Origin of the sequence: Stenotrophomonas maltophilia (assembly GCF_047497515.2) — a bacterium.
Lineage (GTDB): Bacteria > Pseudomonadota > Gammaproteobacteria > Xanthomonadales > Xanthomonadaceae > Stenotrophomonas.
Genome location: NZ_JAXAXL020000011.1, coordinates 120,332 through 143,261, shown reverse-complemented (window position 1 = coordinate 143,261; position 22,930 = coordinate 120,332). Strand labels below are relative to the sequence as shown.

The 22,930-nt window shown below is 64.8% G+C and carries 42 protein-coding genes; 18 read left to right on the top strand and 24 right to left on the bottom strand.

Annotated features, from left to right (window positions below):
• Window positions 1–8: 8 nt before the first annotated feature.
• The 8 genes from ACMZPQ_RS15635 to ACMZPQ_RS15600 form a co-directional block, all read right to left on the bottom strand.
• A complete protein-coding gene (locus ACMZPQ_RS15635; RefSeq protein WP_414486154.1) occupies window positions 9–851 on the bottom strand; it encodes a head maturation protease, ClpP-related in 843 nt (280 codons plus the stop codon).
• Complete coding sequence (locus ACMZPQ_RS15630) at window positions 829–2,091, bottom strand: phage portal protein (protein WP_414486153.1); 1,263 nt, start codon at window positions 2,089–2,091, stop codon at window positions 829–831. The genes ACMZPQ_RS15635 and ACMZPQ_RS15630 overlap by 23 nt, the downstream gene beginning before the upstream one ends.
• 8 nt (window positions 2,092–2,099) lie before the next feature.
• The gene (locus ACMZPQ_RS15625; RefSeq protein WP_414486152.1) at window positions 2,100–3,980 is read right to left on the bottom strand and encodes a terminase large subunit; all 1,881 of its coding nucleotides are present in this window, start codon (window positions 3,978–3,980) and stop codon (window positions 2,100–2,102) included.
• Window positions 3,937–4,314: a hypothetical protein gene (locus ACMZPQ_RS15620; protein ID WP_495495849.1), complete on the bottom strand. Its 378-nt coding sequence runs from the start codon at window positions 4,312–4,314 to the stop codon at window positions 3,937–3,939. The genes ACMZPQ_RS15625 and ACMZPQ_RS15620 overlap by 44 nt, the downstream gene beginning before the upstream one ends.
• Window positions 4,315–4,452: 138 nt before the next feature.
• Window positions 4,453–4,779, bottom strand: coding sequence for a hypothetical protein (locus tag ACMZPQ_RS15615; protein WP_495495848.1), 327 nt, complete (start codon window positions 4,777–4,779; stop codon window positions 4,453–4,455).
• A 163-nt stretch (window positions 4,780–4,942) separates the two neighbouring features.
• Window positions 4,943–5,287, bottom strand: coding sequence for a DUF1064 domain-containing protein (locus ACMZPQ_RS15610; RefSeq protein WP_414486222.1), 345 nt, complete (start codon window positions 5,285–5,287; stop codon window positions 4,943–4,945).
• On the bottom strand, window positions 5,284–5,574 hold the full coding sequence (lysC, locus tag ACMZPQ_RS15605) for an Rz1-like lysis system protein LysC (RefSeq protein ID WP_414486221.1): 291 nt from the start codon (window positions 5,572–5,574) through the stop codon (window positions 5,284–5,286). The genes ACMZPQ_RS15610 and lysC overlap by 4 nt, the downstream gene beginning before the upstream one ends.
• The gene (locus tag ACMZPQ_RS15600) at window positions 5,550–5,978 is read right to left on the bottom strand and encodes a hypothetical protein (RefSeq protein WP_414486220.1); all 429 of its coding nucleotides are present in this window, start codon (window positions 5,976–5,978) and stop codon (window positions 5,550–5,552) included. Before ACMZPQ_RS15600 ends, lysC begins: the two co-directional genes overlap by 25 nt.
• A gap of 75 nt (window positions 5,979–6,053) precedes the next feature.
• On the opposite strand from ACMZPQ_RS15600, the gene ACMZPQ_RS15595 reads away from it, so the two are divergent.
• Entirely contained in the window at window positions 6,054–6,260 is a 207-nt protein-coding gene (locus ACMZPQ_RS15595) for a hypothetical protein (protein ID WP_414486219.1), read from the top strand.
• Between the two features lies 1 nt (window position 6,261).
• Here ACMZPQ_RS15595 and ACMZPQ_RS15590 read toward each other — a convergent pair whose 3' ends face one another.
• The 14 genes from ACMZPQ_RS15590 to ACMZPQ_RS15525 form a co-directional block, all read right to left on the bottom strand.
• Window positions 6,262–6,438 carry a hypothetical protein gene (locus ACMZPQ_RS15590; protein ID WP_414486218.1) on the bottom strand — a complete coding sequence of 59 codons (177 nt, stop codon included), beginning with the start codon at window positions 6,436–6,438 and terminating at the stop codon, window positions 6,262–6,264.
• Window positions 6,435–6,749, bottom strand: a complete 315-nt coding sequence (locus ACMZPQ_RS15585; RefSeq protein ID WP_032129818.1) for a hypothetical protein — start codon at window positions 6,747–6,749, stop codon at window positions 6,435–6,437. The genes ACMZPQ_RS15590 and ACMZPQ_RS15585 overlap by 4 nt, the downstream gene beginning before the upstream one ends.
• The gene (locus ACMZPQ_RS15580; RefSeq protein WP_414486217.1) at window positions 6,746–7,234 is read right to left on the bottom strand and encodes a glycoside hydrolase family 24 protein; all 489 of its coding nucleotides are present in this window, start codon (window positions 7,232–7,234) and stop codon (window positions 6,746–6,748) included. The genes ACMZPQ_RS15585 and ACMZPQ_RS15580 overlap by 4 nt, the downstream gene beginning before the upstream one ends.
• Window positions 7,235–7,331: 97 nt before the next feature.
• Window positions 7,332–8,036 carry a hypothetical protein gene (locus ACMZPQ_RS15575; RefSeq protein ID WP_414486216.1) on the bottom strand — a complete coding sequence of 235 codons (705 nt, stop codon included), beginning with the start codon at window positions 8,034–8,036 and terminating at the stop codon, window positions 7,332–7,334.
• Between the two features lie 103 nt (window positions 8,037–8,139).
• Window positions 8,140–8,727 (bottom strand): hypothetical protein, encoded by a 588-nt coding sequence (locus ACMZPQ_RS15570; protein WP_414486215.1) that lies wholly within the window; start codon window positions 8,725–8,727, stop codon window positions 8,140–8,142.
• The gene (locus tag ACMZPQ_RS15565; protein WP_414486214.1) at window positions 8,727–9,095 is read right to left on the bottom strand and encodes a Lar family restriction alleviation protein; all 369 of its coding nucleotides are present in this window, start codon (window positions 9,093–9,095) and stop codon (window positions 8,727–8,729) included. The genes ACMZPQ_RS15570 and ACMZPQ_RS15565 overlap by 1 nt, the downstream gene beginning before the upstream one ends.
• Window positions 9,095–9,298: a hypothetical protein gene (locus ACMZPQ_RS15560; protein WP_414486213.1), complete on the bottom strand. Its 204-nt coding sequence runs from the start codon at window positions 9,296–9,298 to the stop codon at window positions 9,095–9,097. Before ACMZPQ_RS15560 ends, ACMZPQ_RS15565 begins: the two co-directional genes overlap by 1 nt.
• Window positions 9,295–9,498 carry a hypothetical protein gene (locus ACMZPQ_RS15555; RefSeq protein ID WP_414486212.1) on the bottom strand — a complete coding sequence of 68 codons (204 nt, stop codon included), beginning with the start codon at window positions 9,496–9,498 and terminating at the stop codon, window positions 9,295–9,297. Before ACMZPQ_RS15555 ends, ACMZPQ_RS15560 begins: the two co-directional genes overlap by 4 nt.
• Window positions 9,495–9,860 (bottom strand): Ref family recombination enhancement nuclease, encoded by a 366-nt coding sequence (locus ACMZPQ_RS15550; RefSeq protein WP_414486211.1) that lies wholly within the window; start codon window positions 9,858–9,860, stop codon window positions 9,495–9,497. Before ACMZPQ_RS15550 ends, ACMZPQ_RS15555 begins: the two co-directional genes overlap by 4 nt.
• A complete protein-coding gene (locus ACMZPQ_RS15545; protein ID WP_414486210.1) occupies window positions 9,860–10,462 on the bottom strand; it encodes a hypothetical protein in 603 nt (200 codons plus the stop codon). The genes ACMZPQ_RS15550 and ACMZPQ_RS15545 overlap by 1 nt, the downstream gene beginning before the upstream one ends.
• The gene (locus ACMZPQ_RS15540) at window positions 10,428–11,414 is read right to left on the bottom strand and encodes a helix-turn-helix domain-containing protein (RefSeq protein WP_414486209.1); all 987 of its coding nucleotides are present in this window, start codon (window positions 11,412–11,414) and stop codon (window positions 10,428–10,430) included. The genes ACMZPQ_RS15545 and ACMZPQ_RS15540 overlap by 35 nt, the downstream gene beginning before the upstream one ends.
• Before the next feature lie 31 nt (window positions 11,415–11,445).
• Window positions 11,446–11,790, bottom strand: a complete 345-nt coding sequence (locus ACMZPQ_RS15535) for a hypothetical protein (protein WP_414486208.1) — start codon at window positions 11,788–11,790, stop codon at window positions 11,446–11,448.
• 68 nt (window positions 11,791–11,858) lie between these two features.
• A complete protein-coding gene (locus ACMZPQ_RS15530; protein ID WP_414486207.1) occupies window positions 11,859–12,173 on the bottom strand; it encodes a winged helix-turn-helix domain-containing protein in 315 nt (104 codons plus the stop codon).
• A gap of 468 nt (window positions 12,174–12,641) precedes the next feature.
• Window positions 12,642–13,088 carry a helix-turn-helix domain-containing protein gene (locus ACMZPQ_RS15525; RefSeq protein ID WP_414486206.1) on the bottom strand — a complete coding sequence of 149 codons (447 nt, stop codon included), beginning with the start codon at window positions 13,086–13,088 and terminating at the stop codon, window positions 12,642–12,644.
• Between ACMZPQ_RS15525 and ACMZPQ_RS15520 the strand changes: the two genes are divergently transcribed.
• From ACMZPQ_RS15520 to ACMZPQ_RS15440, 17 genes are all read left to right on the top strand, one after another.
• On the top strand, window positions 13,087–13,857 hold the full coding sequence (locus ACMZPQ_RS15520; protein ID WP_414486205.1) for an XRE family transcriptional regulator: 771 nt from the start codon (window positions 13,087–13,089) through the stop codon (window positions 13,855–13,857). The two genes, ACMZPQ_RS15525 and ACMZPQ_RS15520, sit on opposite strands and share 2 nt — an antisense overlap.
• Before the next feature lie 188 nt (window positions 13,858–14,045).
• Window positions 14,046–14,237, top strand: coding sequence for a hypothetical protein (locus tag ACMZPQ_RS15515; RefSeq protein ID WP_414486204.1), 192 nt, complete (start codon window positions 14,046–14,048; stop codon window positions 14,235–14,237).
• Window positions 14,234–14,449, top strand: coding sequence for a hypothetical protein (locus ACMZPQ_RS15510; protein WP_414486203.1), 216 nt, complete (start codon window positions 14,234–14,236; stop codon window positions 14,447–14,449). Before ACMZPQ_RS15515 ends, ACMZPQ_RS15510 begins: the two co-directional genes overlap by 4 nt.
• Window positions 14,446–14,742 carry a hypothetical protein gene (locus ACMZPQ_RS15505; protein ID WP_232281418.1) on the top strand — a complete coding sequence of 99 codons (297 nt, stop codon included), beginning with the start codon at window positions 14,446–14,448 and terminating at the stop codon, window positions 14,740–14,742. Before ACMZPQ_RS15510 ends, ACMZPQ_RS15505 begins: the two co-directional genes overlap by 4 nt.
• Window positions 14,739–15,389, top strand: coding sequence for a hypothetical protein (locus ACMZPQ_RS15500; protein WP_414486202.1), 651 nt, complete (start codon window positions 14,739–14,741; stop codon window positions 15,387–15,389). The genes ACMZPQ_RS15505 and ACMZPQ_RS15500 overlap by 4 nt, the downstream gene beginning before the upstream one ends.
• Window positions 15,386–15,550, top strand: a complete 165-nt coding sequence (locus ACMZPQ_RS15495; protein WP_414486201.1) for a hypothetical protein — start codon at window positions 15,386–15,388, stop codon at window positions 15,548–15,550. The genes ACMZPQ_RS15500 and ACMZPQ_RS15495 overlap by 4 nt, the downstream gene beginning before the upstream one ends.
• Window positions 15,550–15,792, top strand: a complete 243-nt coding sequence (locus tag ACMZPQ_RS15490) for a hypothetical protein (RefSeq protein ID WP_414486200.1) — start codon at window positions 15,550–15,552, stop codon at window positions 15,790–15,792. The genes ACMZPQ_RS15495 and ACMZPQ_RS15490 overlap by 1 nt, the downstream gene beginning before the upstream one ends.
• Before the next feature lie 163 nt (window positions 15,793–15,955).
• A complete protein-coding gene (locus ACMZPQ_RS15485) occupies window positions 15,956–16,078 on the top strand; it encodes a hypothetical protein (RefSeq protein ID WP_414486199.1) in 123 nt (40 codons plus the stop codon).
• Window positions 16,075–16,974 carry a hypothetical protein gene (locus ACMZPQ_RS15480; protein WP_414486198.1) on the top strand — a complete coding sequence of 300 codons (900 nt, stop codon included), beginning with the start codon at window positions 16,075–16,077 and terminating at the stop codon, window positions 16,972–16,974. The genes ACMZPQ_RS15485 and ACMZPQ_RS15480 overlap by 4 nt, the downstream gene beginning before the upstream one ends.
• Complete coding sequence (locus ACMZPQ_RS15475) at window positions 16,967–17,329, top strand: hypothetical protein (protein WP_414486197.1); 363 nt, start codon at window positions 16,967–16,969, stop codon at window positions 17,327–17,329. Before ACMZPQ_RS15480 ends, ACMZPQ_RS15475 begins: the two co-directional genes overlap by 8 nt.
• A 30-nt stretch (window positions 17,330–17,359) precedes the next feature.
• The gene (locus ACMZPQ_RS15470; RefSeq protein ID WP_414486196.1) at window positions 17,360–17,563 is read left to right on the top strand and encodes a hypothetical protein; all 204 of its coding nucleotides are present in this window, start codon (window positions 17,360–17,362) and stop codon (window positions 17,561–17,563) included.
• Entirely contained in the window at window positions 17,556–19,562 is a 2,007-nt protein-coding gene (locus tag ACMZPQ_RS15465) for a DNA cytosine methyltransferase (RefSeq protein WP_414486194.1), read from the top strand. The genes ACMZPQ_RS15470 and ACMZPQ_RS15465 overlap by 8 nt, the downstream gene beginning before the upstream one ends.
• On the top strand, window positions 19,559–19,747 hold the full coding sequence (locus ACMZPQ_RS15460) for a hypothetical protein (RefSeq protein ID WP_414486193.1): 189 nt from the start codon (window positions 19,559–19,561) through the stop codon (window positions 19,745–19,747). Before ACMZPQ_RS15465 ends, ACMZPQ_RS15460 begins: the two co-directional genes overlap by 4 nt.
• A complete protein-coding gene (locus ACMZPQ_RS15455; protein WP_414486192.1) occupies window positions 19,744–20,595 on the top strand; it encodes a DNA adenine methylase in 852 nt (283 codons plus the stop codon). Before ACMZPQ_RS15460 ends, ACMZPQ_RS15455 begins: the two co-directional genes overlap by 4 nt.
• Window positions 20,592–21,179 carry a hypothetical protein gene (locus tag ACMZPQ_RS15450; protein ID WP_414486191.1) on the top strand — a complete coding sequence of 196 codons (588 nt, stop codon included), beginning with the start codon at window positions 20,592–20,594 and terminating at the stop codon, window positions 21,177–21,179. Before ACMZPQ_RS15455 ends, ACMZPQ_RS15450 begins: the two co-directional genes overlap by 4 nt.
• The gene (locus tag ACMZPQ_RS15445; protein ID WP_414486190.1) at window positions 21,176–21,490 is read left to right on the top strand and encodes a hypothetical protein; all 315 of its coding nucleotides are present in this window, start codon (window positions 21,176–21,178) and stop codon (window positions 21,488–21,490) included. The genes ACMZPQ_RS15450 and ACMZPQ_RS15445 overlap by 4 nt, the downstream gene beginning before the upstream one ends.
• Window positions 21,477–21,719 (top strand): hypothetical protein, encoded by a 243-nt coding sequence (locus ACMZPQ_RS15440; RefSeq protein WP_414486189.1) that lies wholly within the window; start codon window positions 21,477–21,479, stop codon window positions 21,717–21,719. Before ACMZPQ_RS15445 ends, ACMZPQ_RS15440 begins: the two co-directional genes overlap by 14 nt.
• 4 nt (window positions 21,720–21,723) lie before the next feature.
• Here ACMZPQ_RS15440 and ACMZPQ_RS15435 read toward each other — a convergent pair whose 3' ends face one another.
• Together ACMZPQ_RS15435 and ACMZPQ_RS15430 are read right to left on the bottom strand one after the other, a co-directional pair.
• Window positions 21,724–22,191, bottom strand: a complete 468-nt coding sequence (locus ACMZPQ_RS15435; protein WP_414486188.1) for a hypothetical protein — start codon at window positions 22,189–22,191, stop codon at window positions 21,724–21,726.
• A gap of 332 nt (window positions 22,192–22,523) precedes the next feature.
• A complete protein-coding gene (locus ACMZPQ_RS15430; protein ID WP_197582969.1) occupies window positions 22,524–22,826 on the bottom strand; it encodes a hypothetical protein in 303 nt (100 codons plus the stop codon).
• Window positions 22,827–22,930 lie beyond the last annotated feature (104 nt).

Below are 22,930 nucleotides of genomic sequence, written 5' to 3'. Positions count from 1 at the left end.
TTGGCCTCTTAGGCTTTGATGTTGTCGAGAAGGCCCTGCAACAGGGCCGAGGTTTCGTTGCCGCCAGCGCTCGGCGTAGCGGATTCGGCAGCGCTCGGCTTGCCGTTGAACAGCGATTTCAAGGTGTCGCGTCGCATGGATCGGGAGTGGCCAGCCTTGGCCATCGCCGCTTCGACCAGGGCCAGAGCCTTGCGCCCACCCGATGCCTGCTTGGCATCCTTGGTGGCGGCTGCTCCGTCCAGCAGGCCTTCAGCGAAGCCCTCCTCTACCGCTTGGGCGGCGCCGATCCAGGTCTCTTCATCCATCATCCGGGCAGCTTCGGCCTCGGTGACGCCCGAGCGGGCCGCGTATACCTTGGCCATGGCCGTGTCGAAGGGCTCCAGCAGCCTTGCCGCGTCGGCCATATCGTGCCGATTGCCGATGGCCACCGCCCAGGCGTTGTGGATCATCAGGAACGATCCGTCGCCCATCAGGATCTCGTCCCCGGCCATCGCGATCACCGACGCCGCCGACGCGGCCAGGCCCATGACCTGGACAGTCACCCGACCCGGGTGCTCGCGCAGCAGGTTGTAGATGGCGACACCTTCGAAGAAGTCACCGCCGGGCGAGTTGACGTTCACCACCACGTCTTTGTCGCCGATGGCGCGAAGGGCGGCGCTGATCCGCTTGGCGGTGACGCCGGTTCCCTCCCAGTTCTCGCCGATGGAGTCATAGATCGAGATGCTGTTCGCGTCGTTGCCGGCGGCGCGAACCTCGGGTTCCCAGCGTTCGAGCGCGTCGGGGCGCATGTCGAACTGGGCTGCGCCGAGCCGTCGCTCAGCACGGATTTCAGGCAGCTGCCGGAGGCTCATTGCTCTTTCCCTTCTGTGTCATGGGGTTGATCAGGTCGTTGGCCCCTGGCTGATCCGATTCCGGATAGTCCAGCAGGTCGCGGATCTCGTTCTGCGTGTGGAACGGCGCCGTGCCGCCGGAGCCGAGAGCGGCCTTGAAGAAGTCCGCCTGGTCCTTGAGCGTGCCGCGCATCAGCGCCCGCACGTTGAACTTGGGCTGATAGCGCTCCAGATCCCGCTCGTCGATCAGCGATCGCGCAACCGCCTGCTCCCAGTTGGTGAAGTGCTCCAGCATCGTGTACTGCAGGAAGAAGATGCCCAGCTGCTCGATGCCGGTGCCCCAGCTGGTATCACTCAGGAACAGCAGCGGGCGGGGAACACCGTAGAGCCTGGCCACCTCCTCCACCTGTGCGCTGCGGTTCTCGACATGCTGGGCCTCTTGGGCGGTGCTGCCGAACTTGTTGGCCTTGGCATTCTCCTCCAGCAGCATCCAACGCTGCGCCGCGGCGGCGCCGGCATACTCGGTATCCAGAGACGTACGCATACGCTCGTAGGCCACATCGCTGAGCGCATTTGGCACCTCGATGGCACCGCCAGCCATATTGCCGGTCTCAAAGATGCGGCTGGCCGCCTGTTCCGCATCCAGCGCCAGGCGGATAGCCCGATCTGCCAGCTTCATCCTGGACAGGCTCGTCACACCGTCCACGGATAGGTCGCGGATGTGCAGTACTTCCTCCTGCTTGAGAATGACCTCTCCACGCTTCTTGCTGTTGAACCGATAGAGCATGCGCCAGTCGTCGCCAAGCTCAGCCCGCACCGCCGGGGAATCCAGCGGGATCAGGTGGATCGGCCGGCCGGCGGACCACACGATCCGCGCGTAGGCATCCCCGTGCCGCTGCCGGGCCAGCTCCATCTGGCGCTTGAACTCCAGTGGTGTCTGCCACGGGTTCGGCTTGACCTTGAGCAGGCGGTGCGCGGGATGCTCCTTCGCTATCCGCTTCTTCCCGCCTGACTCAACCAGGTTCAGGGGCAGCATGCCGATGGTTCCGCAGATCAGGGACAGGCAGCGGAGTACCGCCATATTGCGCAGCTGGTAGCCACCGCCGCCGTGGCCGCCCTGTGATCGAATGAACTCCAGCAGTGCCGGATCATTCATTCCCGTGAACTGGCCGGCCTCAGCGCGTGCGCTGGGTGGCGCCGCCGGCGGCGGATTCCAGAGCCGGTCCAGCGACTTAAGGTCTTCTTCGTTGAACCTGGACATGGTTTTTCCTATAGAAATCGGATCCCGCGCTTCTCGTACACAGAAGCTGAGCGGACAAAGCTCGCGTGCGCTGCACCGATAGCCATGCACAGTGCGACGGCCGGATCGATCTTGTTGATGGACCGCTCTTTGGAGAGCCAGCGGTTATCCCATTTGTCGGTTTCGATCACCGCCGACATGAGCGCTGAAACGAGGACCGGGTTCTTCTTCAGTCGGATCCGGCCCTCCAAGAGGGCCTCTTCCAACAGGTTGAGCGAGCCGGGCATCCACATTCCCTCTGGCACCGGCTGCCCTGCTGCTTTGGCGGCCTCGGCGGCGGCCTCTAGCGGCTTGCCCTTCCTGGTGCCGCCCTGCGGGTGCTCGGCGAACGTCAGCGAAAGGCCAATCTGTTTGGCATCGTCCTCGAACCGGCGGAACACATACCGGTCATAGGCCATCAGCTGAATGGAGTAGCCCTGGTCGTAGTCAGCCAGCGTCTGAGCCACATGCCGGAAGCTGATCGTCTTGCCCTTCGGCGCGTGCAGGTGGCCGGCCTCGATCCACGTCCGGTAGGGCAGCTTGTCCTTCAACTCGCGCGCGGCCACCGTGTCACCAGGCGTCCATGCCTCAATCCAGGCATCAAACGTTGGCTTCTCGACCACGCGCTGCTCGCCCTCCACCATGATGGCCACCGGCAAGCTCCCGGTTTGGACAACGAACGCCGCGGCGGTCAGGTCGCGCACCTGCGAGAGGTCGAGCCCGCCGAACACCGGTTTTCCTTGATGTTCGGCAATTTCAAAGTCTGCCAATGCCGGCTCCAGCGTTGCGCGGGTCATCCATGCAGTTTCGGCATCGGTCCAGACGCAGAAGTGCAGGCGCAGCACGCCGTTCAACTGGCCGGGAATCGCCTTGGCCTGGTGAACGATGTCCCCCAGCGTCTCCTCGGTGATCGTGATACCGAGCAACGGGTTCGCTTTGGCCCAGCACGTCGGATCTTCCAGCGGGTCATCGCCATCATCGAGCGCGCACACGTAACTGAAAGTGCGATCGTCCAGCGGCTCGCCGACGAAGGTCGGATCATTGACCGCCTCGGTATGCCCGGCCGCCACCTTCACCGCGTGCTCGTGCTCCTCCCAGGCAACACTGTTTCGGTCGCTGCCCGAGTTGGTGATCATGAACAGCAATGGCTGCCGCCGGAACTTGAAACCGCGCTCCAGCATCTCGATGGCGCGCCGGTCGGGCAGCTCGTGGACTTCGTCGGCAAGCACGAAGTACGGGCGAGGACCGGAACCTGTTCGCCCGGTGTCCCGCGAGACCGGCCGGAAGAAGCTGCCGCTCTTGTGGTGGGCGATGTTGTACTCGCGCCCCTCGCCGCCGGAGAATTCCAGACGCTTCATCAGCGCCTTTGATGCCTTGACCATCTTCACCGCGTCAGCGAACAGGATGCCGGCCTGTTCCTTTTTCGCGGCGGCGGCGTAGATCTGCGCGCCAGCCTCCCCGTCGGAGGTCATCCCATACAAGCCGATGCCGCCGGCCATGGGCGACTTTCCGTTGCCCTTACCCATCTCGATGTAGGCGCGACGGAATCGCCGGTTGCCGTCTGCTTTCTTCCAGCCAAACAGCGATCCGAGAATGAATGCCTGTGAGGGGTGCAGCTCAAAGGAACGGCCCTCGAACTGGCCCTCGGAGAGCTTCAGGATCGTCTCGAAGTACTCAAAAACCCTTTGCGCCGCCGCTTGGTCGAAGTAGAGGCCGCGCTCGTGACCGTCTTGTAGGTCCTTCAAGTGCCGGCGGCATGCATTCCGCACATGGGGGCCGGCCACGATCTCACCTGCTACCACCGCCAGCGCATAGGCCGCAGTGCGATCAGAAGAGCTTTTCGTCGGGGTCTTCGTCCTCTTCGCCGCCATGATTCACTTTTGTCTCGTCTACCGGCGTTGCGCCGAGCTTGGAAAGCAGAGAGCCAAGCGCTTGAAGGGCCGAAACCCCCATCTCGGCGTCGGTCTCCATCCGGGCTGCCAGGATGCAGACCTGGCGCAACAACAGCCGGTGGCCAGCATGCAGCCACGGCATGTTTTCGACCTGCTCACGCCATACCGCGATCTGCGGTTTCGTCATCCCCTTGTAGGGAGGTCCGACGGCCTTGGCCTTTTTCGGCGCCTTGCGGTCCTTGTGCCGTTTTGGGTTCTTGGCCGCTGCGCCAGAAACTGCTGCTTTTGCGGCTGGTGTCCTTGGATTTGCCATTTTTTGCCCCGGTCGGGGGGTCGTCTTTCCAACTGTGGATGCGCGAAGAAAGGGCCTAGGTCGGTCTAGGTCGCGATCGACCCAAACAATTCACCCCCCCTACCCTGCTGGTCGTGGAACGCGCTGCCGTGGAACCGTTCAGCCGACCGGCCACCCTTCCTCGTCGCACCCTCGGACCTGCACCGCACCACGCTCCAGTCGCGCCTGGTCGACGTTGTGGCAGTTGGCACACTGGCTGTCGAAGGGGCCGCTCCAGAACATCTCCTCCGTCTCTCCGGCAGGGTGACCGTTGGTGTGGTTGCACACCGTGGCGACTGTGACGTGGCCTCTCGCCTTGCACTTACTGCACAGCGGCTCACGCTCCAGCTGCGTCTTGCGCGTGCGTTGCCAGCGTGCCGTTCCGTACAGATGGGCGAACGCGCTGCCACCGTTCTGCCGGGTCCTGCGGCCGCGGGCCACACTCACTGGTCTGCCCCTGCGCCGCGAACCACCAGGCCACGGCGTATCCACCGTTCCACCCGGTCCCAGTCCGGCTCCATTCCCGTAGCCCGCGCGAACCACATCACTGCGGCGAGGTAGCAGCGAAGCCACCACCGCATGCGCACCCTTGCGTGCACTGTCGAAACCATCAGAACTCCTCCACTTCCCAGCCGCCGCCGTCGCGCTTGCGCTTGACCTTCACCGCAATGAAGCGGAATGGATACATGGCCGCTGCGATCTTGATCTTGGCCCGTGCATCGTCCTGCCAGTGGCCCTTCACCTCGTGGCACTCCATGACTCCGTCGGCGGCCATTACCGCAAAGTCCGGGGTGTAGAACGTGTTGTCGGCCAGGCGCAGCTTCATGCCCTCGAACCGGTGCCACTGGACCCCGCCTGCCGCCTGCAGCGCGCGCAGCCGCTCGGCATACGCAGCCTCGGTCTTGTTCATCTCGCCGGTCTTCAGCCGACCAAGGGCAAGCACCCGGCGGTTCATTGCTTCACCTGACCAGCACCCAGTTGCCGGATCTCGCCCAGCTGCTTGTTGCACTGCTGCAGGCTCAGGACGTTGGCGTTGTAGGCGGACACCACTTGCTCGACCGTTCGGTCTTGTGGCCGGCTGATTGGGCACTGCTCAGTCAACGCCGCCGGCGGCACCACCGGCTTTTCCACCGTGACGTAAACGACCCTCGGCATGTCCGGCTTCTGGCCCCTGCTGCAGCTTCCGAATCCACAGAGCGGCACCGCCGCGACCAACATCAAAGCAGCGGTATGTCGGCGCATAAGGCCATCTCCAGTTGGGACCGGCATGCCGGCTTGCTCTTGGCCCCCTGTAGCGCCTTCTCGGCGGTGGCGGCTCGGCGCTGGCTCTCAGCCGCCGCGGCTTCCGCCCGGCGCGACGCCTCGTCTGCAGCCGCCCTCTGCCTGGCAGCGATATCGATCGACGCCTGCGTCTGGCGATTCACGTCCTGCAGCAGCTGGCCGCAGTTATTTGCAGCGCGCAGGTTCTCGGCAGCATCTGCCTCAGCGACAGCGCGCGCCTTGTCAGCCTTGGTGATGGCGTCCTGGTCCTTGGCAGCCCGGCGGTCGCTGCCGTGCTGGCAGCCCGTCACGAACAAGCCACCGGCCAGCGCCAAGACCGCCAGCACCTTAAGAAGGTCGGCGTATGGGCGTAGTGGGTCCAGCATTGGGCACCTACATGAATGGATCGCCCTCCCTGAGGTACGCTGTGCGTGCTACCGACACAGCCCAAGGAGGGCGATATGGACATTGAGTTCCGCAATAGCATTCTGGTTGGCGTAAGCGCTCTTGAAGCAATTACCTTCGTGCTGCTCAAGCAGGCCAAGTCATCCATTCCGAATCTTGAGCAGGAAGTGCTAGATGCGCTCAAAGCCGCAACGCCCAATGGGGATCGGGCGACGGTTCTCGCGGTGGAGCAGCGCATCAGGCAGTACCTCGCCCAAGGCTGATTCACTTCAACTTGTGCCTGTCCGCGAGAAGCGGCAGGAAGGAAGCCCGCTCGGCGCTGCGCTCAGCGCCGAGACCTTTCGACCCGGTGGTCGACGGCGTGGCGGGCCTGGTGGAAAAGGAACGCGGCGTTCTCAATCTTTTTTGCATCCACAGTCGCGGATTCCACTTGTCGTTCATTCCGAACCTCCTGCTCTGATTGTGTCGCTGTCAGGGTCGAACGGAGGCGGCTCAAGGCCAGCCGCGCGCATCAGCCCTTCAAGCCGGTAGATGTGACGTATGAGCCGCAGCTCTCTGGCCTCCATCCGGCCAACCCGTTCGCCCAGCCGGGTCACTTCCTCGCGCATCAGCTGGATCACGTTGACCTCGGCCCCCTCCCTGGCTGTCTCTACGAACTGCTTGCGCCACCACAGCGCCACGCCGCCGGCGCCGACCATCAGGCCTCCAACGGCCGTGCCAATGGCCTGCCAGTCCACGTCGACCCCGATCATGGCGCCACCGTCCCGCCAGCCTTGCGGTACACAGCCAACAGATCGGCAAGCTTGTGTTCGTGCTGGCCGTAGCCAGCGCCAGGCAGGCTCGCCCATATGTTGCTGACCGCCTTGATGGCCTCCGAGATCTTGCCCGCCTGGATCAGCTGCAGCGCGCGACGCTCCCGGATCTGCTGCAGCGCGATCAAGTCCTGGCTCAGCGGCGAGAAGTCCTTCAGGCCCAGCGTCTTCTTGTAGGCGTCGTAGTAGCGGCGCAGCAGCTGGTAGCGCCCGGCTGCCGTGGACTGGATCTTCAGCTTCGGCAGATCTACCAGCACACGCGGATGGTCGGCGTAGCTCTTGAACAACTGCCCGCCAACGATCACGTCATAGCCGCGGTCCTTGGTGGCCTGCTTGCCGTTGTCCGTGCCTTCGGACCAGGCCAGCATGTCGAGGAAGGCCACGACGTTCACGCCGCCAGCCTGTTGGGGAGTGATCTGCGCCATTGCGTCTCCGGGCAAAGAAAAAGCCCCGGCTTGGCCGGGGCTTGCGATTGGATGGTGGCAAGATTGCCGCCTTTTTCGATGACCTAGGAAGTCATCGCTAAGCGACGTTCGTCAGCGCCCTTTTGAACTGCCTCACAGCGCGCGCCTCAGCCATGCGGAAGTTGGCCAGCATCCATTCGTAGACCGCGCGCCAGAACCGGCTGTAGGCGGACCAGTCCGCACCGATGGCGCCTGCACGCTTACGACCGCTCAGCGGCTCGAAGCCAGCACCGCCGCAGTTGTCGCAGTTCACGACTCCGGCAACCACAGGATTCAGCAGGACCTTCTTCCCGCCGCATCGAGAGCACTCGCATGCACCGACCATCTCTGCGATTACCGCTCCAGCCAGTACCCCCAGCTGCTCCATCGTGTTGTTCGGCCACGCCGCGGCCCGTGCATCCTCCAGCGCTTGCTCGGCACGGCGCACTTCCCGCCGCTGCACATCCGTCACCGTGCAACCACCCCAGCCCATGCTGGCCTTGGCGATCCCGAACTCGGTCCGGGCGTCAGCAAGGGCGTGCATCTGACGGGTGAACTCGGGAGCCACCAGCCCAACAACTGCCTGGCGCAACTGCTCGCGGCGGCGCTGACCGCTCTCGGGCCACCACAACGCCTGCAGCAGCTCATGGCCCAGCCCATGCGGGACATATGCCAACGCGGCAACGATCTCTTGGGTGGTCGGGCCGCTCGTGGACCCATCAAAACTCATGGACCGTGGTCCGGTCCGACTGGACAGCAGCTCGCGTGCGTTGATCATTTCCATGCGCCTTCCCCTTGGTGTTTTGCTCGTGCAGCGCGCGATCGCGCCTCGTGGTCATGCAGTGCGGGCCTTTTGAGGGCCTCTCGCTGCATCCGGTATGTACAGGTCACGCGGGCGGCTCCGTGGCGACAGCAGTCGCCCAAGCCGCAGCCGTCTGGCTTCCCCTGAGCGGCGCTACGACCGGACGCATCAGCCGCTCGTGCAGCATCGAATGGAAATCGCTGGCGCCGATCCTGACCTTGATCCGCTGCATGGCCGACAGCAGCATCTGCGTCTCGCCTTGGGCATACCGCTCGGTGAACGCCCATGGATCGTCAAGGCCGCCCCACGTCTTCGGGCGCTTGCCGGCTGCCACGAAAACCCGGCCGCCGTTGACCTCCAGCAGACCCCAGCGCGCGGGTAGCTCGTCTACCTTGATCAGGCCCTTTGGTGCCATGAAGTAGCGGTAGAGGCCAAGGCCGCGCTCAGGGTTGGCGCGGAAGCGCTTCTTACGGTCGGCCAGGAAGTCGGAGCGGCTGACCTTGCACTCGACCAGCATCGTGCGGCCCGTGTACCAGCCGATGGCGTCCGGGTTCTCGCCATTGCCAGTGGCGGCACACAGCTCTTCAAGCACCACCGAGCATCCAGCGGTGTTCCGCAGCCAGCGGCCCGCGATCTTCACCAGGTCGCCATGGGTCAGTGCCTGGCTGTCCATTACGGCATCTCCGGCCGCACGGCGAGCGCGGCCTCCCATGCATCCTGCAAATCGCAGTCGTCGATCGGTCGCGGCCTGCTGAACCACGACTCGGCGAACGCCACAGCCATTTCAGCGGTGATCTGCAGCGGCACCAGTGCATAGCCGGCTGGCGGTGCCACCGGAACTCGCCGGTTCCACGCCATCACGAGGTCTACTTCTTGATGACCTACCAGCTGGTGCTCCATGACGCGGCATTGGCAATGGACGCGCAACCAAGGCACATCACCAAAGATGACGTGCTCTTCCATGAACGTTTCAAGGCTCGGGGAACCTCCGCAGAACGGGCACGGCTTCATTGCAGTCGTCTGCTTTTCAATGGCGTCCATCAGGCCACCTCCGGGCCGGCCGGCTCGGCCGCATAGTGCGTGATCGCAGAGTTGTCACCGCGCCAGCTGCCGAACACCGGCCGCTTGCTCACCGAGTCCCACAGCATCAGCCTGGTGCCGTCCTGCGGCGCCCCTGCAATGGGCCGCCAGTTCACAATGGCCGCGGCTTCCATGTAGCGCTCCCGCATCTGGTCCGGAGTCATGCTGCCTGCTCCCAGCTGGCCGTCAGGTACTGCACCTTCCCGCCGCGTGCTTTGAACTCGTCCACCGTCTCGACCGGGCCGCGGAAGGTGATTCCGGGCTTCGCGCGCTTGGGCCGGGAGACGGTGTTGTGATCCATTCGGCGCTCGCGTGGCGCGGCTTGAGGGTTCAGTCTCGGCGCCAGGTTCTTCGATTTGTTCATGCCGCCCTCAGTTCGTTGATGTAGGTCTGGTTTGCAATCAGCTCGTCGTCTGAGCCGTAGGTCTCGTGGAAGGTCCGCGAGCCATCCATCAAGCTCGGGCCGTAGATCTGGCGCATCGTCGCGAAGGTGTTCCCTTCCATCGGATGCCGCATGTGGTGCCATTTGCAGAGGGCGAAGCCGAACATGTGACCGCGCCGCAGGTTCCCGCTCTTGGCGTGGTTGTAGTCGCAGCCATAGACCACCAGCTCCGCCTCAAGCAGTCGCTGCTCCAGCAACGCGAGGCAGGCCATACACGGGCCGGTCTTGGCCAGTTCTATCCGGGCGCCCTCTTCCTTCGTCGGCGGCGGTGCGTTCGACCGCATCAGCTCTCACCGAACCCGAGGTCAGCTGCGGCGCGCGTCATGGCGGCACGAGCAGATTCACGATCCCGCACCGCACGCACGCCGTGCTTTTCCTGCGCGATCGCCAGCACCGGCTGCGGCAGCGGCTTCCCATCGACCACGTACTGGACAGCGCGCGTGTAGGCCTCCTCCAACATCCGTCGCTGCTGCGATCCATGGTCGGCCGAGGCGTAGATGTGCAGGTCCAGCAGCGAGCGCACCAGCACCGTGAACCCGCTCTGCGGCCGGCCGGGCACCATCTCGCGCTCCACCGTCGCCATTACTGGAATATCCAGGCACATCGTCAGGAACCGCGGCGGATTCGGCGGCCACTCGCGGCCCTCAGTCAGACAACAGGCCATGCCGCGCGCGTGCTGTGCCCGGCTGCGGCCCTTCAGCACCTGAAACCACGTTCCCGCCGCGATGGTCAGGCTACCGTCCTTCTTGAACGGCGCCGCGCCGTTCTCTCTCTCCCACTTGCCTGGGAACATCGCGGTCATCTGCTTCCAGAACTCCCACAGGTAGGCCGACTGCGACTCGCTCAGCGGCTCAGCCGACGACGGCAAACTCGGCGTCGACGACATCGCCTGGCTCGAACCCAGCGCCGCCACCGTGGCCACCGCCTCGGCGTTGGGCGTAGAACTGCTGTTCGAGCTGCTCGGTGCGGTCGGCAGAACCGTGTTGAGGGCTTGCATGGGTTGCTCCTGCGGATGGCTGGGCGACAGGGATCACGGGCAGCGACAGGCCGGCGGCCATCGTCTGCTTCAGGGATTCGTTGGGGTCGTGGCCGGCGGCGATCAGGTCCAGCAGCTGCTGGCGCACCTGCAGCCAACCCTGGACCGACAGCACGCGGCGGATTGCGGCGCGGTGCCGGACGAACCGGGCCAGCAACTGGCGATCGATGCCCGTGGGCACCACACCGAAACCGGCCAGATCGCGATCAACCTGATCGGCGCCCAGCGCCAGCGGATCGGCCCCGCGCTCACACTCGCGGTGTGAGGGTTGCTCTTGGTTGCTTTTGGTTGCTCTTGGTTCGGGTGCAATAGCTGTTGCACCCTTCGAGGGTACTTTTTGCACCCTTTTCGACGCTCTTTTGCACCCTTCATGAGGGCTTTTTGCACCCTTCGAGGTTTCCGCAAAGGGTGCAGAATCTGCACCCTTTTGGACGACGGATTGACCTTGAATCGAAACCCCGAGATGTTCCACGGGCGACTCATCAAAGGGTGCAAATTCTGCACCCTTCAACCAAGCCGGATTAATCCGATACTCGCGGGTAACTCCGCCTTCGTCGAAACCCCTTCGGCGGCCACCGCGGCCAGAGTTGACCAGCAGCAACCATCCGGCCTGTTCCATGCGCCGCAGCTGGTACTGCACGGAACGCTCAGACTGACGGGTCTTGTGCGCCAGCCTGGCGATCGATGGAAAGATGTGCGTTCCATCATCATGCGCGTGGTCGGCCAATGCCAACGCAAGCAGCAGCTCTCCACCACTCCCCGGATACCTGGAGAACACCAGGCCCGTTACCCGGGCGCTCACAGGGCACCCCAGGTGTTCAGCTCAGGGCAAACTACTCCCCGCCGTGAACTCGACAGTAGGGCTGCTTGTCGTACAGCGACTTCCACCGAGCGGGCACCTCGTCCGCCGTTCCGGTCACAGTGTTCCGGCAGCGTTTCCCGGCCCCAGTGTGGGCGCTGCATTGCACACGGCCTCCCCACTCGATCCAGTCGTAGTACTCGGAAGGCGTCAGGCCCAGCAGAGCGGATGTATGCAACTCCCCGGCGGCTATCGCCGCGGCTTGTTCGGCGGTAGCGAATGCCTCTCTCGCACCGAACGGTGCCTCGATGCTGAAGAGGAACATGCCCCCTGCGCTCGCAACGGTCTGCAGCGCTTTCAGAATGGTTGGGTCGGCCAAGGTCTCGCTCCTTCGAGCATTGAGGTACGGCAGATCCTAGCGCCGATGCTGTCATCTGGATCATTTCTTCAGACTGCCAAGTTGAAGTTGGAACCCGCCGCCACCGGCCACCAGGTGCAGGCCGGCTTGCCGGTAGTGGCACAAGGAGCTGACGGGCCGCGCCAGATGCGACCCTCCCGGGCCAGCTCTGGCAGACGACGGCCCAGCATATGGCGGTCAAGGCCAGTCAGCGTCGACAGGTGCAGACTGCTGTGTCCCGGATGGCGAATCACCGCGGCCTCGGTCTTGGCATGCTGGACGCGCAGCGCACCGCAGGCGACAAGGTCTGCCGCGGCGGCGTGGCTGCTGTTGGGATCGGTGGAGCGCGCGAGCGTGCTGCTCATCGGTACTACCTCGTAGGGTCTTCGGGCCGTTTCAGTCCCCGAAAAGGGACCACTTCGCCGTTGCTTCGCGGGAGCCGGTAGCGGCGCTCAAGTTCGCCGCGTGCCAGCTCGGTTGCAGCCTCCTCGGGAGTGATTCCCCGCGAGGCTGCGTATCGGTCAAGCTGCTTTCGCTGGTCGCGCGACAGCTGAATTTCCATGGACCCTCCCCAGGGACTCGTTGGGTCCTTCAGGCCACATCACTGTCGGGGCTACGCTGTTCCAACGCGGCCAAGCCGGCCAGCACCAGGTCACGAACGAACACCGCGGGCTGGCGCCCATTGAAGTTCGCTGCCGCATCGATCAAGGCCTTTTCCGTGTCGTTGAACCGGACCTTGATCGGGTTGTCACGAAGGTTTGAAGGGTCTGCGTACATATCCGTATGGAAGCTATTTGGAGGGGTTGGTGAAGCGCACTGCATCGCGCGGCCGTTCAGGCCGCATCGACGGAAATGATTCGTTCGGCGTCCGGGTCTTCCGGCTCGCAGCGGGTGATGGGTGCGGCCTGCTGATGACCGAGCAGCTCGGCGATCTGCGGCAACGCCGGCAATGCATCCTCTTCCGGCCAGCTGGCTACCTGCCCCGCAGGCACTCCCAGCACCTTGGCCAGGTGCGCGTCATTTCCCAGGCCGAGCCGCGCGCGCAGCGCGCGCTTGCTCATGCGGGTGTCGATCAGGGCAGTCACTTGATTGAGGGGAGATCCCCCAAACTGATCGGGCTTCATGTCAGCCAGCTTGAAAGCCGCGTCTGCACGTGGGGATCGGGTTCGCCCCGCCCGGATCTCGCGAACTGCGTTGGGAGTGACACCCATCCCGGAAGCCAACTGTTCAATAGTTGCGCCGGCGCTCAACAGCACTTCGATGTGGGATTTCCAGTCCATGGATAAGGAACTTACAGGATTCTGTAGTCTCAATCAACAGCATTCTGTTACAGACTTCTGTGAGCATTCGGGGATGGAAACCATTGGCGATCGAGTAAAGAAGGCCCGGGCGGATGCCGGCATGAGCAGGTCCGAGCTGGCCGAGGCGACCGGCATTGGCTACAGCACCATTTCCGAGCTGGAACGGGGCGGAATGCAGACGAGCACAAAGCTCCGCGTGATTGCATCCGCCCTGGGCGTTTCCCTGACGTGGCTAGAAACCGGCAAGGGCACGCAACACGGAATAGCAGAGCCCCAGGCCGAGTACGTCGCGGCGCCTGAGATTCCCGCCGGCTATGTTCGCTTCCGCATGATGGATGCGCAGGCTGCCGGGGGTGTGGGCGTGGTGAATCAGGACTATCCGGCAGTGCTGCGAGAGGTCGATATCGCGGAATGGCAGGTGCGTAGCCAGATCGGGTTCATTCCCGACGAGGGGCGCGTGCAACTGATTACCGTTCGCGGGGACTCCATGCACCCTGACGTGAAGAACGGCGACGTGGTCATGGTCGACACGGCGCGCGGCTTCTTCGACGGCGACGGGGTGTACTTGATCAACCTCAACGGCTACACCATGGTCAAGCGCCTGCAGATGCTGCCTAACGGCCTGCATATCGTCAGCACGAATCCCAAGTACCAGAACGCCGTTCTGCCAGCAGATGAGATTGACACTTTGCACGTAGCCGGCCGGATCGTTGGCGCTGCACTGATGCGCCGGGGCGAGGATATCTAGCGACAGGCAGCGCAAGACAGTGACCAAAAGGCCCCGCGACGACGGGGCCTTTTTCGTTCTGCAGCGCCTAAAGCGCCGACGCACAGATTTCTACAGAATCCTGTTGACTGAAATCTACAGAATCCTGTAGCTTTGTCTCCAAGCCGCCCACACAACCCCATCCCGGGACCGGGCGCAGGAGATCACGCATGGCCACCCTTTCCCTGGGCTGCCGATCGGCAGAACTGAAAGTCACCGCTGACGCCGTCAGCGAACGCGTCATCGCAGACATGGGCGCCGCCCGCCTGCACCTGACCGCCCAAGAAGCCGAACAGCATGCGCAGACGCTGCTCGACGCTGCCAAGCGGCTGCGCGCAGCGCAGCAGCAGGCCGCAGCATGAGCGCCGTCATCGCACACCACTCCAGCGCTCAGCGCGCCGCTGCAGCCGCGGGCATCGTCGCTCGCGCCGGGCGCCGATGGGGCCTCCTCCCCTACCAGGTCGTCGCAGCCGCCAGCATCGCCGCCAATGCCGTGCTGCGGCAGGGCAAGAGCGCTGCAGGCGCTGTCGCAGCCGCCCGTCGTGCAGCGCGCGCACAGGCAGGTGCTGCATGAGCGCCGCCGCCCCAAGCCTCCCCGTCATCGAAGTACCTGGCTGTGGCATGCGCTTGCGCGTGATGAAGGATCCGGCCGGCTGGAGCGTGTCCGGCTGGCGGCGGACGAAGGGCGCGACAGCCATGGCCGTGTATGTGTCCACCGACTCCGCGCCGACCTTCATGGAGACCGCCGGCCAGCACCACGTCATTGCCGGTCGCACCTACATCGCACTGCCACCCGCGAGCCAGAAGAAGCTGCGGGCGTTCATTGCCTCCACCGAGGGCGCAAGCGCTCAGGACGGTGTTGCATGAACCGCTTCAAGTGCGGTGATCGAGTGCAGGTCACGGCATCCGAATACGACCAGCCGAACCTCGCCGTAGGGCAGACCGGAGTTGTCGCCGACACCTTCGGTCGCAATTCGCTGCTGGTCTGCATGGACTCAGGGCCGTACCGCACCCCGCCGGACGGCGACGGTTGGATCTTCCTTGTCGAGGAAGTCCGCAAGATCGAAGGCGGTGCCGCAGCGACCGCCTTCCCCAGCGTCCCGGCCGCAATGCAGACTTTTACCCTGCCGCGCGGCGAAGACCTGCAGCGCGCCGACGCCTCGCCGCCCAGCAAGTTCACCGGCTTTGTGGTCGGCCCGTTCTTCTGCCACCACGTCATCAGCGATGACGAGTCGACCATGATGGGCGACCGCTCCAATGCCGAGCTGGGCGACTGGCAGGTCACGCACGTGGTCACCGGGGCGTGCGTGCAGCGTGGCCTGCCGACCCACTACCGCGCCATCTGGTTGGCCGAGAAGCTGTCCGCCTTCCAGGACTTCAACCTGCCCTCGTTTCAGACCATCAAAAACGCCTTGGCGCCGCATGAGGAAGAAATCGCCTCGCTGCGTTGGGTAGCCAGGAACGGCAACTGTCAGCGCGCCTGCAATTTCAGCTTCACGGGGGTGCAGCCGTGACCGACCCCGACTTCTTCGCCGCCATGGCCGTCGGCATCCCGCCTATCACGCCGCCCCAGCCACCCGCAGCGCACCGCTGCGAGTGCGACACCGAAAACCACCACGTGTGCGACGACTGCGAGGCAATCGCGCACGCCCTCAAGCAGCACGGAGACAGCTGATGCGCCACCTGGTCCTTCCCTTCTTCTGCGCCGTCGTGGTCGGCCTGCTGCTCGCACTGCTCGCTTGGGCCCTGCGCAACAACGTCGACCAGGTCGCCCTCGCCTGCGCCATCGGCGCCGTGTTCTTCGCATGGCGCTGCTGGGAAGACCTCCAGACCACTTGGCCAGCCTTCAAGGCCGAGATGCAGCAACGCACAGCCGAACGGCAGCGCGCGCCGCTGTCCGCTGACGACACCCACTGAGCAACCGCCCGCCCGGGTGACCGGGCTCCGCGCCGGCCGGACTTCCACTCGCCGGCAACCCTTCACAGGAGTCCAGCGTGCGTAACCAGCTCGACATCTTCGATCACGACCCAGCACGCATGGCAGAGGCAACCGCGCCGCTGCCGAGCGCGCACTGACCGACGTGCAGTTCACCGCCACCGTCCGCCAGGAGCGACACGAGTACTACGTGAGCGAAGCCGAACGCTGGGAACAACTCGCCGCGCACAGCGCGCGCTCCACCAACAGCAAGGACATGCAGGCATGAGCAACGACAACAAGACCCTGGCGGACGCGCAGCCCGGTGGGAGGGTGAGGCTGGGGGATCGGGCACTCAGCACCAGCGAAGGTGCACGCCGCTACGTCGCCAACGTCTTCGCCACGCAACTGCGCCGCCATGACTTCGGCGACTACATCTTGACCGAGCTGGCCGCTGACTTCGCATGCACGCTGGCCCAGCACCTCTCCGCCCAGCCCTCCCCGGGTGGTCAGGATGCGCTGGCGACGCTATCGGCAAGCTGGCGCGCATGTGCTGACAAGCACGACGAGAATGCGCGTGAAGCCGACAGCATCGGAGATATGACGGCTACCGTCCAATACCTTGAAACGAAGTCCGAGGTATTACGTAAGGTTGCCGCAGAACTAGAAGCCGCCCTCGCCGCCCGCCAGCCGGTGGGGGAGCCGGTGGCCGATTGGAGCAGGCGCGGCGTTGAGCCTACTGATTGGCGCAACGAGCTTCTGACGCTGGCTGAACATCACGGACAGATCCCAGCTTTCGCACGGAGCGCAATGCGGGTGATTGCCCGTTCGATGCCAGCCCCGCCCGCGCAGGCCGTGGAGCTGCCCTACTCGCTCGATGCCGACCCGGTAGGTATCCGCGCCCGCGTGGCCGACGTGATCACCGGCACGCTGATGGTTGCCGCGCAGGGCCACACCCCACCGCCGGCTGGGCATTGGGCCGAGCCGTTCTGGCAGGCCGCCAGGCACGATGCTGCGCGCTCGCTCAACGTGACGCTGAAGCTCCGTGAGTTGGTGGCTGCCTCCAAGTACATGCGTGACCGCGTCGTGGAAACGCGCGGAGTGAAGTGCATGGACGATCTCGACTATGCGATCGATGAAGCCGAGAAGGCCCTGACCGACAGCCAGGCGGTGGGCAATGGCTGACCTGGTGACAACCAAAGTGCTGCCGGACGCCGAGCTGCAGATCCTTCGCCACGCCCTGGGCGTCGGCGACGGCGGCCTGGAGCGCAGCTATCGCAACCACTTCGTCACCGGAGAGGGAGGAGCCGACCACCGGCACTGCATGGCGCTGGTCGAGCGTGGGTTCATGGTGCAGCGCGCGGGGAACGCGATCACCGGTGGCGACGACCTGTTCACGGTCACCGCTGCCGGCCGCGCAGCGGTGCAGGAGCAGACTCCGGCGCCGCCGAAACTGACCAGATCCCAGCAGCGCTACCAGCAGTTCCTGCGCTACGACGGTGGCGTGACCTTCGGCGAGTTTCTGCGGGGCTGGCGATGAAGGCGACCAACACCGAACCGGAGGTGCGCAATGGGTAAGGGCATGCCTATCGGCCTGTGCTGCGTCTGCCATGACCCGCTCGACCTCAGCGATGCCGGTGTCTGCAAAACCTGCGGCAACGGCTTCTGCTGGAACGAATGCGGCCAATGGCACCGCGGCGAACACACCTGCTCCACCTGCATGGACGCCGACGAAGGCGACCAGGACGATGACGAGGAAGATTCCAATGGCTGACGGCTCCCGCGCTTTCAACTTCCCCATGCCGCAGCGCTCCCGACTGCGCCCCGGCGAGATCGTTGTGGATCTGTTCGCCGGCGGTGGCGGCGCATCGGAAGGGCTCAAGCAGGCCCTGGGCATCGATCCCGCCCTGGCCTACAACCACGACGAGCTGGCCATCGGGATGCACGCCGCGAACCACCCGCTCACCCAGCATCACCGCGAGGATATCTGGCACGCCGACCCGCGCATGGACGTGGCCGGCCGCCCCATCGGCTGGTTCCATGCCTCACCCGACTGCACGCATTTCAGCCAGGCCAAGGGCGGCCAGCCGCGCAGCCGCAAGACCCGCGCATTGTCGTGGGTGGTGCTGAAGTGGGTTGGCCAGCTGCTGCGTGCTGATCGGCTGCACGGAACCAACACCGCGCCGCGCATCATCTCCATGGAGAACGTCTGGCAGATCCTGACCTGGGGCCCACTGGTGGCGAAGCGCTGCAAGACCACCGGCCGCGTCATCAAGATGGATGGCACCGTTGCAGCGCGCGGCGAGCGCGTTCCGGTCGAGAACCAGCAGCTGGTGCCGGACAAGCGCCACAGCGGCCGCACCTGGCAGCAGTTCGTGGCCGCGCTACGTGCGCTGGGCTATGCCGTCGAATGGCGCAAGCTGGTGGCCAGTGATTACGGCGCGGGCACCAGCCGCGAACGCCTGTTCCTGCTCGGCCGCCGCGACGGCGAGGCAATCGTGTGGCCAGAGCCAAGCCACGGCCCCGCACCAGGCCAGCAGCCGCGCGTAACCGCTGCCGACTGCTTGGACTTCTCCATCCCCTGCCCGTCCATCTTCACCCGCGCCCGACCGCTGGCCGATGCCACCATGCGCCGCATCGCCAAGGGCGTCATGCGCCACGTCATCGAGTCGGCCGATCCATTCATCGTGCCGGTCACGCACCAGGGCGGCGACCGCGTCCACGACGTGCGTGATCCCATGCGCACCATCACCGCCGCCAACCGCGGCGAGCTGATGCTGGCAGCGCCGGAGTTGGCACCGTTCCTCACTGAGCACGCCAATGCCAGCCGCCAGCGAACGATGGCGGCCGAAGAGCCGCTGCCCACGGTCTGCGCTGGGGTGAAGGGTGGCCACTTCTCTGTGGTGACTCCGATTCTGGCCGGCGTCGGCGGTCGGGCCGGCCAGTCCGAGCCGCGCTCCGGCGGCGAACCGCTCTACACAATGACCACCAAGGCAGATACCGCGCTGGTGGCCCCGCACCTGGTCAAGTTCCGAGGCGACAGCATCGGAACCCCTGCCACCGAGCCTGTGCCCACGATCACCTCTGGTGCTGGCGCCGCGCGTCCGGCCGGCGCCGCGCACGCCCTCGGCGTAGCAGCTGCCTCGCTGGTGACCCTGCGGCGGAACATGGTCGGAGCCGACGCACGCACGCCACTCACCACGGTGGCCGCCCAGGCCGAGCACCATGCCGTCTCCAGCGCCTTCATGGTTCAGGCAGCACACGGCGAAGGTAAGCCAGGAGGCGTCCAGCGCTGGGGCAACGGCAGCAAGGATGCGCGAGCACCCGTCGGCACCGTCACCGCGAGCGGCAACGGCGGGCACGCCCTGGCCGAGGCCGAACTGGCCCAGCTGTCGCCCGATCAGGAGGCCGGTGCGCTCCGCGTCGCCGCGTTCTTGGTGAAGTACTACGGGACCGGCGCCAACGTTCCCTCGCTACTGGATCCCGTCGATACCGTCACCACCCGCGACCGCCTGGCGCTCGTCACCGTCCATATCCAGGGCGTGCCGCACGTGATCGTGGATATCGGCCTGCGCATGCTCAAGCCGCATGAGCTGTACCGCGCTCAGGGGTTCCCGGCCAACTACATCATCGATCGCACCGCCAACGGCACGCCGCTCAGCACCAGCGCCGCCGTGCGCATGGTCGGCAACAGCGTCAGCCCGCCGCCGCTGCGCGCCTTGGCCGAGGCCAATCTGGACCGCGTGCCCAACAGCATGGCGGCAGCCGCGTGACCGGCTTCAATCAGGCCAAGCACACCGCGCGCGTGTTCCTCTCGGAATGCCGAGCACGCCGGCATGGCCACGGCTTCTGGTTCGCCTTCAACGCTGCACAGCGCGCGCGCATGCGCGCCACCGCCCAACTGCCGGCACCGCCGCGCGCACCGGCACTGGCGGCTCAACTGGACCTGTTCGCATGATTACCGCTCCAGCATTCCGATATCACGGCGCGAAGTTCCGGATCTCCGGGTGGGTTCACCAGCACCTGCCAGCGCACCGAACCTACGTGGAGCCCTTCGGAGGTGCCGCAGGAGTGCTACTCACCAAGGCCCGCAGCTATGCCGAGGTCTACAACGACCTGGACGGGGATGTGGTCAACTTCTTCCGGGTCCTGCAGAACATCGCGCAGCGCGAATCACTGATCGAAGCCTGTCGGCTAACGCCCTATGCCCGCGCCGAGTTCGACCAGGCGTGGGAGCCTACGACAGATCTGGTCGAGCGCGCCCGTCGCTTGGTAGTGCGTGCGCAGATGGGCTTTGGTTCTGCTGGCGCGACGAAGGGGAAGACCGGGTTCCGCATCGACTCGCAACGTGCCTATGGCACCGCGCAGCATCTCTGGCTGAAGTTCCCCGATGGCTTGGCCGCGATCGCGGAGCGCTTCAGCGGCGTCCTTATCGAGAACCGGCCGGCGATCGAGGTCATGCGCCAGCACGACACATCGCAGACGCTCCATTACGTCGACCCGCCCTATGTGCACAGCACCAGGGTGATGCAGACCGGAAAGGCTGGGTACTACAAGCACGAAATGGCCTTCGCGGATCACCAGGAGTTGCTGGCTGTCCTGCTCGCGCTGCGGGGAATGGTTGTTCTCAGTGGATACAGAACCGAGCTTTACGACGACACCTTGGCGGGTTGGCGGCGGGTAGAGACCACCGCACGCATCAGTGCGGGCAGAGGTGGTGCGACCCGGACGGAGTGCCTGTGGCTCTCGCCCGCAGCCCAGGATTCTGGCCACCAACAAGGACTAGCCTTGGGAGCAATTCCATGACCGCACCACTGCCCATTTCCCCGGCCACCACTGTCGAGGCCACCAAGGCATCGTCGCCTGTCGCTGCGGTCGTCGCTGCCATGCGGCGCGTGGATCCCGCCGACGGGCCCGTTGCCGCCAACCAGGTGCGCGCGTGGGCCGACACCCTGATGACCGCGCTCTACACCGCGCAGCCCGTCCGCTGGGAGTATCGAAACAAGAAGGACGTGGGCCCGGGTTGCTGGGTCCAGGCCGACGCAGGGCACGTCTACGCCGCTCACCAGCGTGGGCTCGTTGTCCGCGCCCTGTTCGAGACACCGCGCGTAATCCAGCCCGAGAAGGTCCACGACTTCCAGCGTCGCGTGTGCACGCGCTGCGGGATGAGCGAGGACTGGGCAGGGCCGGATTGCTTCCCACCCGACAACAAGCCCGACCCGCGCAAGCTGCTGCCTGTCGACCCGAGCTGGTTCCTTGAGCCGCTGAAGTGGATCCGGGACGCCGGGCCCGCTCCGGTCAGCACGCACGAGCGCCGCCGCAGGGCCAACGAAGCCGCCTACCTGATCGAACAGCTCGAAGCCCACATCGAGGAGTGCAACAAGCCATGACCCAGGAACATATCAGCCACCCGGAAGGGTTGCCGAACTGCGCCGCCGGCCACCGCGCGCGCCACATCCACGACAAACGCTGTGCCGCTGCCGGCGGCGGCCACCTGGTCGAGTGCGCCTGCAGGTCGACCAGCAAGCACGCGGAACCCGATGCGGCCATCGCTGCATGGCGCAGGCTGAACCGCCCCACGCGCAGCGCGCGCCCGGCCTCAGTGCCGGAAGTCGCCGGCAACGTGGTGCAGTTCAAACTTGGCTTGGCCGAACGGTCGCAGCAACAGCGCGCGATAGGAGGTCGCCATGGGCGCAGCTGAAAAGCTCGCCGGGCCGCCCACCATCGGGGCGGTGATCTTTGAAGGGATCACCGTCACCGACGATGAGGGGCGCCCCGCTCAGCTCGCGGTGATCGACAACCGCGGCAATGTCGTTGCTGTCGGACCCGAAGTGGCAAGGGCTGCATGGTCTGCATCGGTGGAGGCGTATCGCAACCATTTGCGTGGGCATGGCCACCTGCGCGCTATGCGGCGACCTGGCTCCCCTTAGGGCGTCAGGTCAGTACTTCTACGAGAGAGTAAGTGTCGGGAGCGACGCGAGCCCAGAAGTCTTCTTTAACCAACTTCATGATCGCTTGGTCAAGGACTGCTTCTTGTCTCGGATTCAGCCGCTGAGGAACTTTCACCATGTAGTCCTGCAGCTTAAAAACCGACTGCGGGCGGATGGTCAGCATGTAGTTCTTGAGGTCGAACGTCACATCAACAACGTTGTCGTGACTCGTTCCGGGATAGACAATCCGTTCCCCTTCTTCCGTCAGATGGAACTTCTCGTCTGACTCGACCAAAGCTTGAGTCGAAACCAAGGTCTTGAGAGTTCCTGCGACAATCCAGCTCTGCAATGGCGCTAGCCCAATCCCTCGGGTCGCATCAGCAGCAGTGAACTCCGTTCTCTGGTCGAATCGCTGTGCGGCAAGCCAATCATAGATGGGCCTCATGAGCTTGCCAGGATCTACCTCTCGCATTTTGCTTCCTGCATCGTAGCTTTGTCGCGAGATGCTACCGCTTATTCAAGTATACATCACCCCACTTTAGGGCAGCCAAGGCTGACGAAGCCGACTTTGGGGTTCAGCTGGGACATGGAATCGCGGGACTCTGGGGGCCTGGGCCCCTGCCGGCGTGGCAGGGGTTCCTGGGGGCCGGGGCCTGAAAGGGCGCCAGTATACCGGGGTTGGTGGCCTCGCTCTGAATGGCCAGCCTGTGCGTCGGCAGCCCTACACGTGCCCCCGCACCAACCAGCCCCAGGCCACGTGTTGATCCCCTCCTGGGGAAGGGGCCGTCTCCGGCCCCTGGAACCTCAGGACCTGGACAACCGCTTGGCCGGGCTCAGCGCGAGCTCCAAACGATTCGGCTCGACATCTGCTCCGGCTCTGTCGAGCGCGTACGGAGCACCCACGACCGGAATCTCCCATGCACAGATCTGGTCGCACACCAGCTGCTTATGCTGGCAGATCGGGTGATCAGCGCCATTGTTCGCAACGCACTCGGCCCAGACCCGCGAGCAAGCAGTGCATCTGGGATAGGGATCTGCAGCGTTGGCAGACCCGGCCGCGACGAGAAGCGAAAGTCCCGCAATTGCCATCACAATCATGCTCTTCATCAATCACTCCATTAATTTGACGAAAATACGCACGTGCGGCGCCAACTACGATGAGCCGCAGCGGTGCTGTTCGATCTAACCACCAGAATCCGTTGGTGTCCAAC

Excerpts from the sequence above, each read along its gene's own strand:
- ACMZPQ_RS15570 (WP_414486215.1), bottom strand. The coding sequence starts at position 8,727 with ATGGACAGCCAGGCACTGACCCATGGCGACCTGGTGAAGATCGCGGGC.
- ACMZPQ_RS15450 (WP_414486191.1), top strand. The coding sequence starts at position 20,592 with ATGACCGCACCACTGCCCATTTCCCCGGCCACCACTGTCGAGGCCACC.
- ACMZPQ_RS15550 (WP_414486211.1), bottom strand. The coding sequence starts at position 9,860 with ATGCGGTCGAACGCACCGCCGCCGACGAAGGAAGAGGGCGCCCGGATA.
- ACMZPQ_RS15435 (WP_414486188.1), bottom strand. The coding sequence starts at position 22,191 with ATGCGAGAGGTAGATCCTGGCAAGCTCATGAGGCCCATCTATGATTGG.
- ACMZPQ_RS15580 (WP_414486217.1), bottom strand. The coding sequence starts at position 7,234 with ATGGCGCAGATCACTCCCCAACAGGCTGGCGGCGTGAACGTCGTGGCC.
- ACMZPQ_RS15440 (WP_414486189.1), top strand. The coding sequence starts at position 21,477 with ATGGGCGCAGCTGAAAAGCTCGCCGGGCCGCCCACCATCGGGGCGGTG.
- ACMZPQ_RS15470 (WP_414486196.1), top strand. The coding sequence starts at position 17,360 with ATGGGTAAGGGCATGCCTATCGGCCTGTGCTGCGTCTGCCATGACCCG.
- ACMZPQ_RS15590 (WP_414486218.1), bottom strand. The coding sequence starts at position 6,438 with ATGAACGACAAGTGGAATCCGCGACTGTGGATGCAAAAAAGATTGAGA.
- ACMZPQ_RS15505 (WP_232281418.1), top strand. The coding sequence starts at position 14,446 with ATGAGCGCCGCCGCCCCAAGCCTCCCCGTCATCGAAGTACCTGGCTGT.
- ACMZPQ_RS15560 (WP_414486213.1), bottom strand. The coding sequence starts at position 9,298 with ATGACTCCGGACCAGATGCGGGAGCGCTACATGGAAGCCGCGGCCATT.
- ACMZPQ_RS15620 (WP_495495849.1), bottom strand. The coding sequence starts at position 4,314 with ATGGCAAATCCAAGGACACCAGCCGCAAAAGCAGCAGTTTCTGGCGCA.
- ACMZPQ_RS15585 (WP_032129818.1), bottom strand. The coding sequence starts at position 6,749 with ATGATCGGGGTCGACGTGGACTGGCAGGCCATTGGCACGGCCGTTGGA.
- ACMZPQ_RS15490 (WP_414486200.1), top strand. The coding sequence starts at position 15,550 with ATGCGCCACCTGGTCCTTCCCTTCTTCTGCGCCGTCGTGGTCGGCCTG.
- ACMZPQ_RS15430 (WP_197582969.1), bottom strand. The coding sequence starts at position 22,826 with ATGAAGAGCATGATTGTGATGGCAATTGCGGGACTTTCGCTTCTCGTC.
- ACMZPQ_RS15520 (WP_414486205.1), top strand. The coding sequence starts at position 13,087 with ATGGATAAGGAACTTACAGGATTCTGTAGTCTCAATCAACAGCATTCT.
- ACMZPQ_RS15510 (WP_414486203.1), top strand. The coding sequence starts at position 14,234 with ATGAGCGCCGTCATCGCACACCACTCCAGCGCTCAGCGCGCCGCTGCA.
- ACMZPQ_RS15475 (WP_414486197.1), top strand. The coding sequence starts at position 16,967 with ATGGCTGACCTGGTGACAACCAAAGTGCTGCCGGACGCCGAGCTGCAG.
- ACMZPQ_RS15625 (WP_414486152.1), bottom strand. The coding sequence starts at position 3,980 with ATGGCGGCGAAGAGGACGAAGACCCCGACGAAAAGCTCTTCTGATCGC.
- ACMZPQ_RS15565 (WP_414486214.1), bottom strand. The coding sequence starts at position 9,095 with ATGGACGCCATTGAAAAGCAGACGACTGCAATGAAGCCGTGCCCGTTC.
- ACMZPQ_RS15630 (WP_414486153.1), bottom strand. The coding sequence starts at position 2,091 with ATGTCCAGGTTCAACGAAGAAGACCTTAAGTCGCTGGACCGGCTCTGG.
- ACMZPQ_RS15595 (WP_414486219.1), top strand. The coding sequence starts at position 6,054 with ATGGACATTGAGTTCCGCAATAGCATTCTGGTTGGCGTAAGCGCTCTT.
- ACMZPQ_RS15600 (WP_414486220.1), bottom strand. The coding sequence starts at position 5,978 with ATGCTGGACCCACTACGCCCATACGCCGACCTTCTTAAGGTGCTGGCG.
- ACMZPQ_RS15525 (WP_414486206.1), bottom strand. The coding sequence starts at position 13,088 with ATGGACTGGAAATCCCACATCGAAGTGCTGTTGAGCGCCGGCGCAACT.
- ACMZPQ_RS15455 (WP_414486192.1), top strand. The coding sequence starts at position 19,744 with ATGATTACCGCTCCAGCATTCCGATATCACGGCGCGAAGTTCCGGATC.
- ACMZPQ_RS15530 (WP_414486207.1), bottom strand. The coding sequence starts at position 12,173 with ATGAGCAGCACGCTCGCGCGCTCCACCGATCCCAACAGCAGCCACGCC.
- ACMZPQ_RS15465 (WP_414486194.1), top strand. The coding sequence starts at position 17,556 with ATGGCTGACGGCTCCCGCGCTTTCAACTTCCCCATGCCGCAGCGCTCC.
- ACMZPQ_RS15635 (WP_414486154.1), bottom strand. The coding sequence starts at position 851 with ATGAGCCTCCGGCAGCTGCCTGAAATCCGTGCTGAGCGACGGCTCGGC.
- ACMZPQ_RS15515 (WP_414486204.1), top strand. The coding sequence starts at position 14,046 with ATGGCCACCCTTTCCCTGGGCTGCCGATCGGCAGAACTGAAAGTCACC.
- ACMZPQ_RS15445 (WP_414486190.1), top strand. The coding sequence starts at position 21,176 with ATGACCCAGGAACATATCAGCCACCCGGAAGGGTTGCCGAACTGCGCC.
- lysC (WP_414486221.1), bottom strand. The coding sequence starts at position 5,574 with ATGCGCCGACATACCGCTGCTTTGATGTTGGTCGCGGCGGTGCCGCTC.
- ACMZPQ_RS15480 (WP_414486198.1), top strand. The coding sequence starts at position 16,075 with ATGAGCAACGACAACAAGACCCTGGCGGACGCGCAGCCCGGTGGGAGG.
- ACMZPQ_RS15500 (WP_414486202.1), top strand. The coding sequence starts at position 14,739 with ATGAACCGCTTCAAGTGCGGTGATCGAGTGCAGGTCACGGCATCCGAA.
- ACMZPQ_RS15575 (WP_414486216.1), bottom strand. The coding sequence starts at position 8,036 with ATGGAAATGATCAACGCACGCGAGCTGCTGTCCAGTCGGACCGGACCA.
- ACMZPQ_RS15545 (WP_414486210.1), bottom strand. The coding sequence starts at position 10,462 with ATGTCGTCGACGCCGAGTTTGCCGTCGTCGGCTGAGCCGCTGAGCGAG.
- ACMZPQ_RS15610 (WP_414486222.1), bottom strand. The coding sequence starts at position 5,287 with ATGAACCGCCGGGTGCTTGCCCTTGGTCGGCTGAAGACCGGCGAGATG.
- ACMZPQ_RS15555 (WP_414486212.1), bottom strand. The coding sequence starts at position 9,498 with ATGAACAAATCGAAGAACCTGGCGCCGAGACTGAACCCTCAAGCCGCG.